The 7,516-nt window shown below is 47.0% G+C and carries 6 protein-coding genes and 1 pseudogene; 2 read left to right on the top strand and 5 right to left on the bottom strand.

The genetic code is table 11. From position 1 onward, the window contains the following. Nucleotides 1-70 precede the first annotated feature (70 nt). Nucleotides 71-1,003: pseudogene (locus IJG50_01715) on the bottom strand (DDE-type integrase/transposase/recombinase). Between the two features lie 242 nt (nt 1,004-1,245). Here IJG50_01715 and IJG50_01710 point away from each other — a divergent pair. After that, complete coding sequence (locus tag IJG50_01710; protein MBQ3378563.1) at nt 1,246-1,983, top strand: RNA-binding protein; 738 nt, start codon at nt 1,246-1,248, stop codon at nt 1,981-1,983. A 37-nt stretch (nt 1,984-2,020) separates the two neighbouring features. Here IJG50_01710 and IJG50_01705 read toward each other — a convergent pair whose 3' ends face one another. The 3 genes from IJG50_01705 to IJG50_01695 all read right to left on the bottom strand — a co-directional run bounded on the left by IJG50_01705 (nt 2,021) and on the right by IJG50_01695 (nt 4,592). Then, the gene (locus IJG50_01705) at nt 2,021-2,752 is read right to left on the bottom strand and encodes an amino acid ABC transporter ATP-binding protein (protein ID MBQ3378562.1); all 732 of its coding nucleotides are present in this window, start codon (nt 2,750-2,752) and stop codon (nt 2,021-2,023) included. Beyond that, entirely contained in the window at nt 2,736-3,413 is a 678-nt protein-coding gene (locus tag IJG50_01700; protein MBQ3378561.1) for an amino acid ABC transporter permease, read from the bottom strand. The genes IJG50_01705 and IJG50_01700 overlap by 17 nt, the downstream gene beginning before the upstream one ends. A 108-nt stretch (nt 3,414-3,521) precedes the next feature. Continuing rightward, the gene (locus tag IJG50_01695; protein ID MBQ3378560.1) at nt 3,522-4,592 is read right to left on the bottom strand and encodes a transporter substrate-binding domain-containing protein; all 1,071 of its coding nucleotides are present in this window, start codon (nt 4,590-4,592) and stop codon (nt 3,522-3,524) included. 226 nt (nt 4,593-4,818) lie between these two features. Between IJG50_01695 and IJG50_01690 the strand changes: the two genes are divergently transcribed. Then, nucleotides 4,819-5,016 carry a hypothetical protein gene (locus IJG50_01690; GenBank protein MBQ3378559.1) on the top strand — a complete coding sequence of 66 codons (198 nt, stop codon included), beginning with the start codon at nt 4,819-4,821 and terminating at the stop codon, nt 5,014-5,016. Here the strand turns inward: IJG50_01690 and IJG50_01685 are convergent. Beyond that, entirely contained in the window at nt 4,991-7,372 is a 2,382-nt protein-coding gene (locus IJG50_01685) for a DNA internalization-related competence protein ComEC/Rec2 (protein ID MBQ3378558.1), read from the bottom strand. The two genes, IJG50_01690 and IJG50_01685, sit on opposite strands and share 26 nt — an antisense overlap. Nucleotides 7,373-7,516 lie beyond the last annotated feature (144 nt).

Here is a 7,516-nt window from a genome sequence, read left to right as displayed (position 1 = left end):
CGAAAAAATATGACGAAGGTTATATGTGCGAATTTGAGAAAGACGAGGAGCCGTAGGCGACGAGGCTTTCTCAAATTCGGCGCGGCTCGGTCTGGCCCTCTGTGAACGCAGCAAGCACCTCGTTCGGCGACTTGTAGTCCAAGCAGACTTTGGGGATTGTGTTCGAGAATCGGTTGTACTTCTTAAGCTGCTTGCGTCCATCCTCAAGGTTGTACATCCGCAGCTTCTTATAGAATCGCTTCTCGTCTGTCCGATGCTGGCGTTCAACCTTGCCGTTATGTCGAGGTGTAGCAACTCTGATGCGGGTATAAGCGATCTTGGCGCTCCGGAGCTCTTGTTCAAACAACGTCGGCGTCGGGTCGTCGCTTATCAGAGCTTTCGTCCACTCCGTTCCGTTGTCTGTCTGCACCATTTCAATTCTGAATGGGAAAAACGAAATCGCTTTCCGTATGAAGTCCCGGGAACTGTACGTACTGTGTTCATCGTACATCTCTCGATATACCAGCCTCGAATACTCGTCTATCGCCGTGTATTGGTAGTATTTTTTGTCTCCGGCCACGCAATAGCTCGGCACGAATTTGACGTCGATCTGTACTTTTTGACCTGGATATTCTGCCTTCGCGTAAGGCTTCGGCTTATACGCATGGCGAGCCTTTTCCTCGCTCTTGAGCTGCATTCGCTTCAATGCTCGACACATGCTCTTGTAGCTCCGCCTGTATCCTCGCTCACGGATCTTCATCCACAAGATCATTAGGTCGTCTTTGTTTCGCTGCCATTACCGTCGGATGAGTTCATATTCTTCCTGCGTATGCTCGGATGGATGATGGTGCGGACGGTGCGACCGATCCTGTAAGCTCTGCCAGCTCCCGTCGTATCGTTTCAACCAGCGATAGATGCTGTTGCGGCTAACATGGTATCGGTTTGCGGCTTTTGTTACTCCGTTCTTCTCTGAATACTTGATTACCTGTTGACGGAAATGCGCGCTAGATGCTAAACTGGTCATGGAAATTCATCTCTTTCATGGCTGATTTGTGTGGTAACTTCATCATACCATGTTCGAGTTGAATTTCCATTCTCTTTTGTCACATATCATTTGTACCATAACAATTAAGAAAAATATATTCATATAAATGTTCGGGCGTCAAACGATATGAACTGCTTTCTTAGAATAAAAGGCGAGCTTTTCTTGTGCGCTTAAAAAGAATATGCTAATATTAAAAGAAAACAAGCTATGAGGAAAATGATATGACGGACGACGAAAAGCTGCTTATAAAACGCTTAACAGAGCTTTCGCTTAGAGCATATAACCGTAATATACCGACATATTCCGGATTTTTGACTCTTACTGAGCAGAGCGCGCTCATAAAAACAAAGGCGGCTTCTTCATTTACGCTTTGGGGCGGATATCCGGCGGCCGAAAGGAAAGTCGCCTGCTTTGGTGAAGACAGCGAAGCGTCTGCACCGATAAGCCTCGTTAAAATCGCGCCCTCCGCGCCGAAATTTGCCGAAAAGCTTACTCACCGCGACTTTCTCGGCTCTCTTATGGGCCTTGGCATAAAGCGTGAGTTTTTGGGCGATATCGTCATATATGAAAACTGTGCCTTTCTTTTCTGTATTTCGTCTATAGTCGCTTATATAAAAGAAACGCTTGCGTCCGTAAGGCGCACAGGCGTTTTCGTATCAGACGCCCAAAGTCTCCCCGATGAGGCATGTAAGCAGCCCGAAAAAAGCCTTATCGTCGTTTCCTCAGAGCGTCTTGACGCAATAATCGCCGCAGTATATAAAATGTCCCGCACGCAAAGTCAAAAGCTGTTCGCCGCCGAAAAGGTATTTGCAAACAGCCGTCTTATACTCAACACGTCGTATGAACCGAAAACAGGCGAGATAATCTCGGTAAGAGGTCAGGGGCGCTTCATTTACGAATCGGTGGAGCGTGAAACGAAAAAGGGACGCCTAAGATGCGCCGTGCGAATATATAAATAGAAAATCGTCAGCGAAAAATTGCGCTGACGATTTTTACTTACAGTACGTGGTTCAAAAAATCCCGTGTTCTCGGTTCCTTTGGATTTGTGAATATCTCGGACGGAGGTCCTTCCTCCACTATGTAGCCGTCGGACATAAACACTATCCTGTCGGCCACGTCGCGCGCAAAGCCCATCTCGTGAGTCACAACGATCATCGTCATGCCCGCCGCCGCAAGCTCCTTCATTACCTGAAGAACGCCGCCGACCATTTCGGGGTCCAGCGCGCTCGTAGGCTCGTCAAAGAGCATGATATCGGGGTTCATCGCAAGCGCCCTTGCTATTGCCACGCGCTGCTGCTGACCGCCGGAGAGCTGTCTCGGATACGAATCGGCCTTATCGGAAAGACCAACCCTTTTTAAAAGCTCAAGCGCCTTTTCTTCCGCTTCCTTCTTTGAAAGCTTCTTTCTGTCGATAGGCGCCATCATGATGTTCTTCTTCGCCGTTAGATGATGAAAAAGATTGAACTGCTGAAACACCATGCCGATATTCTCGCGTACCTTATTTATATTCGTATGTTTATCGGTTATAAGATAACCGTCGATTTCAATTTCACCGGAAGTGGGCATTTCAAGCTGATTTAAGCATCTCAGAAAAGTTGATTTGCCCGAACCCGAAGGGCCTATAAGACAAACGACCTCGCCCTCGGAGACTTCCAGATCCATGCCCTTTAAAACCTCCGTATTGCCGAAGGATTTGCACAGATTTTTTACTCTAACCTTTTTTGCCATAATCAAGATTCCTCTCAATTCGCTTTATGATATAAGAAAGTATCGTTATTATCAAAAGATAAACACATCCGACTATTATGTACGTTTCAAAGCTTCTGAACGTGCGTCCAACATATATCTTGCCCTGATAAAAGAGCTCGGGAAGACCTATTACCTGAGCAAGCGAAGAATCCTTTAAAGAAATAATAAACTGATTGCACAGCATAGGTATGCTTATTTTAAGCGCCTGAGGAAGTATTACCTTTATCATGGCGCGCGTTTTAGGCAGTCCCAGGCTTCGCGCCGCTTCCATCTGTCCGGGGTCTATCGCCTGTATGCTTCCTCTGAATATCTCTGACATATATGCGCCCGCGTTAAGCGAAAGCGTGGCCACCGCCGCCTGAAAAATAGAAAAATTAAAGCTCGGGTCCCAAAGCTGAACGACTTGGGGTATACCGTATTTAATAATGAAAAGCTGAACGATAAAAGGCGTTCCTCTTATTACCCATACGTAAAACTTCGATATGAGCGACAGCGGAACGATTCGCGACATGCCCATGATGCACGACAGAAGACCTAAGAAAAAAGCGATGAGTATCGCAAGGAGCGACGTCTCCAGCGTCATTACAAGGCCGTCGAGCAGCATGGGGTAAATATTCGTAAGTACGCCGTAAAAATCCATACGTATTTCCCACGCTTTCAGTCTGATTAAATTCGTTCACGTAATGCGAGGACGCGCCTCGCATTACGTGACTTATAAAACGATTTTGATTAAGGTTTTTAAAGAAGATTAGTCCTTTAATTCGTCTGCTGCGCCCTGTACTGCGTCTGCCGCTGCATCTGCTGCATCGCTTACTGCGCCTGCTGCGTCGCTTACTGCGCCTGCCGCTGCATCTGCCGCGTCGCTTGCTGCGCCTGCTGCTGCATCTGCCGCATCGCTTACTGCGCCTGCTGCCGTGTCTGCTGCATCGCTTGCTGCGTCTGCCGCTGCGTCAACTGCTGCGTCTGCTGCTGCGTCTGCTGCGTCGCTTACTGCGCCTGCCGCCTGTTCGAGAAGGCTGCCCTCTGCGTCGGTGTTGTCAGCGCCGTACTTTGCAAGGATCTCCTTGTAGGTGCCGTTTGCCATGATGTTGTCAAGACCTGCGTCGAACATAGCTAAAAGCTCTGCATTCTGGCCCTTTAATACTGCGAAGCCGTAGGAAGAACCTCTTACCATGTCGCCGACGAGCTTAAGACCGTTGCCCTGGGATACTGCGTAGCCCATTACCGGATAGTCTTCGAAGCAGCCGACAGCGTCGCCGGTCTTTACAGCTTCGTACATATATGCGGAGTCGTCATAGTACGAAAGCTCGAGCGAATACTCTTCCATGATGGACTCAGCGTAAGCCGCGCCCTCGGTGCCGGTCTTAACGGCGATCTTAGCGCCTCTTATACCCTCGTAGGAGTCGATGGGCGATGCTGCGGAAACTGCAAGCACAACGCCGCTGTCATAGTACGGGTCGGAGAAGTCGTAAGTCTCTTTTCTCGTTTCGTTGATGCTCATGCCGGCGATCATACCGTCAGCCGTACCAGACTGAACTGCCGTCAGAGATGCGTCGAATCCGAGGGACTGAAGCTCATATTTAAAGCCCTGATCCTCTGCAACAGCCGCTAAAATATCAACGTCTATGCCTACGAAATTGCCGTCAGCGTCCGTAAATTCAAACGGTGCAAACGTGGTGTCGGTGGCGATAATGTAGACCTTCTCTGCATTGTCGCCCTGTGCATCGCTGTCGCTCTTATTATTCGAGCAGCCTGCCATAAACGCAAGGATCATTGCCGCCGAAAGAACGAGCGCCAGTATGCGAAGTTTCTTGTTCATGATAAATTTCCCCTTTCAAATTATTATTGAATTTAGAGACATTATATCAAACACATATTTCAAATGCAATAGCGAAGCACAGATTATGCAAAAATCTATAGTTTTATGTGCTTACTGATAATATAACTCATTTAATTTGATATTTCAGTATTATTACATCTTGCCGGATAATATGGACATAATGAAAAATGCGTGATATGCTTCACATATAAAGGAGTGATATTTAATGAAAAAATTTGTTCCCTACGAAAAGCTGTCGAAAAAAGAAAAGCGCGCGCTAGACTTGAAAAAACGCGGCACTTGGCAGAACATAAGCCCGGTAACGAGGGTATCGAAAAACAAAAAGGCATACGACCGCAAGAAGTCCCGAAGCTTTAACGAAAAAGAGCTTCGGGACTTTACTTTTTTGCGCTGTACACCGTAAACATGCCGTCGCCCACCGTGTCTATCACAACGGTACCGTCGTTATCGGTGCGCCAAACATGCGCGCCGAGTCTCTTAAATCTATCAAGCGTTTCGTCGGAGGGATGAGAGTAGGAATTGTCGCTTCCCACCGAGATCACGGCTATATTCGGAGTTGACATGTTAAGAAAATCAGCGTATGACGAATACTTTGAGCCGTGATGCGCGACAATAAGCACATCCGTATCCAAATCGTTCTTCTCGGCGATATATCCCTCGTCTTCGCCCGGCATATCGCCTTCTATAAGAGCGCTGGACTTATCATATTCCACATATACTGCCAGATTCTTCTCATTAGCATTATAATCTTTTTTGGTCTCCCCGGCTGCGTTATACATATGGTCGGCATAAATTCGCATAACAAGATCCCCTGCCGCCGTCTCGGAATCATGCTCCACTTTGCAAACGCTGATACCGAGTTCTTCGGCCGTTTCTGTCAGGCTTTCCATCATGCCGTCATCGTCGTCCCATGCCGGCATTATTATCATATCTGTTTTTATACCGGCTGCAAGCTTTTTGGCGCCGTTTGCATGGTCGTCGTGATAATGGCTTAGAATAAGCGCGTCTATATGATTTATGCCGTTTCTTTTCAGATACTCCGTTGCCGTTTGTCCCGCGTCGCAGCCGTAAGACGACGTGCCGCAGTCAATAACAAACGTCTTCCCCTCACTTTGTAAAAGCACACATTGTCCCTGACCTACATCAAGCACCGAAAGTCTGAAGCCCGTATCCAACAAGGCCGAAGGCACGCTGGGACCGGAAAACAGGCCTGTAAATAAAAGCGACGCAAGTATTATGCATACTGCCTGCCCTGTTCTTATCTTTTCTTTCGACGCGATGCATATCATAACTACAGCCGCCGCAAATGCAATCCACACATAATATATATCGCCTTTTGTAACGAGATACGAATAAGGCAGCTTTGAAAGCGACTCAGCCGCATATATAATATATCTGCATATCCCTTCAAGCAGTATTTGAAAAAACTGCGTCGCAGGCGTCGCGGCGAAAATCGCCGAAAGCGCACACAAAATAAATATAACTGGCAAAAGAGGCGCAACAAGCAGATTTGAAATCGGCGAAATAAGCGACAAACCTCCGAAAATAAACATAGAAAAGGGCGCCGCAAGCGACGTCGCCGCAAGAGTTACACAGATTATTCCTATAAAATAATTAAAAACCTTAAAAATCACGCCTTTTCTTTTTATTGTAAGAACACGCATCAGTTTTTGCGAAAACAGCAGTATGCCCAACGTCGATACGGCGCTTAAAATAAAGCCCGCATCGCCTATGGCAAAGGGGTTTTGAAAAAGGATACATACAGCGGCGCATCCAAGCGCCGTATACGGATCGTAGCTTTTGCCAAAAATAGAGGCGCCTGCCATAACGAAAAACATCGCGCCTGAACGCACCACAGATACGGAAAAGCCGGCTAAAGCCGCAAATCCGACAACGACAAAAAGCGCGGCGCACAGCGCATATCTGCGCCTAAGCCCCATCATGCGAAAGAGAAGCAAAACCGAGAATACGAGTATTGATAAGTGCATGCCCGAAGCGGCAAGCATATGCGAAAGGCCGACGGATGCAAATACTTCCTTTTGGTGTGGCGTAAGTCTCCCCTTGTAATTCATCGTCACTGCGCTTACAAGCGCCGCACTGTCATTTGACATAACTTTGCCAAGGAGCATCGCGTCAGAAACATATCTTTTAAGGCCCAGCGCCGTGCGCATGAACAAATTGCCGCATACCTCGTCGGTCCTTTTCATAAGCAGGTCGGATTTAAGTGTTGCTTCAAGATATATGCCTTTTGAGCGAAGAAAGGCTCGGCTGTCAAAATCACCGTCTTTGTCTGCCTCTTCGGGAAGCGAAGTTACGGCGGTTATCTCTATGCGCTCATAGGGCCTTGCCGAAATGGGAGCGTCGGTATAAAGCGCGATATCAAACGGCCGCGCATACGATACTCCTTTGCTTTCTATACTCTCGCATCTTAAAGTATATTTGTATCCGTGGTTTGTTTTTGATTCAAGGTCGCTTATATAACCCACAATGTGCGACGGTTTGTCTGCAAAATAATATACCGGCTCAATATAGCAGTGCGTCCAGACAAATAAAAGCCCTCCGGCAAAGAATACTGCAAACAAAACGATAAAATATGGACGGCTTATAATATTTCTTTTAAAGAACAGTATTATAACAACAGAAACGGCGGCACATACTGCGCACACAGCAAGCGAAATATAAGCGGGCGCAAATTGCAGGACCGCCACAGACAGAGCCAATGATAGCGCAAAAAGAAACAAAGGCCGCCGCGTTGTCATATTTTCCTCCTTCGTTTTCTATCAAAAGGTAAAAAGGGTGTTTTTTCGTTTGGGAAACTGCTATACTATTTTAATAAAAACTCATATATGCACTTAAATTGTACACCAATTACGAATATTGGCAACGGTTTTCGCGTAAAAATG

It is taken from the genome of Clostridia bacterium, assembly GCA_017405765.1.
Classification (GTDB): Bacteria; Bacillota; Clostridia; order Oscillospirales; family RGIG577; genus RGIG577.
This window is presented reverse-complemented; position numbering and strand designations above follow the sequence as displayed.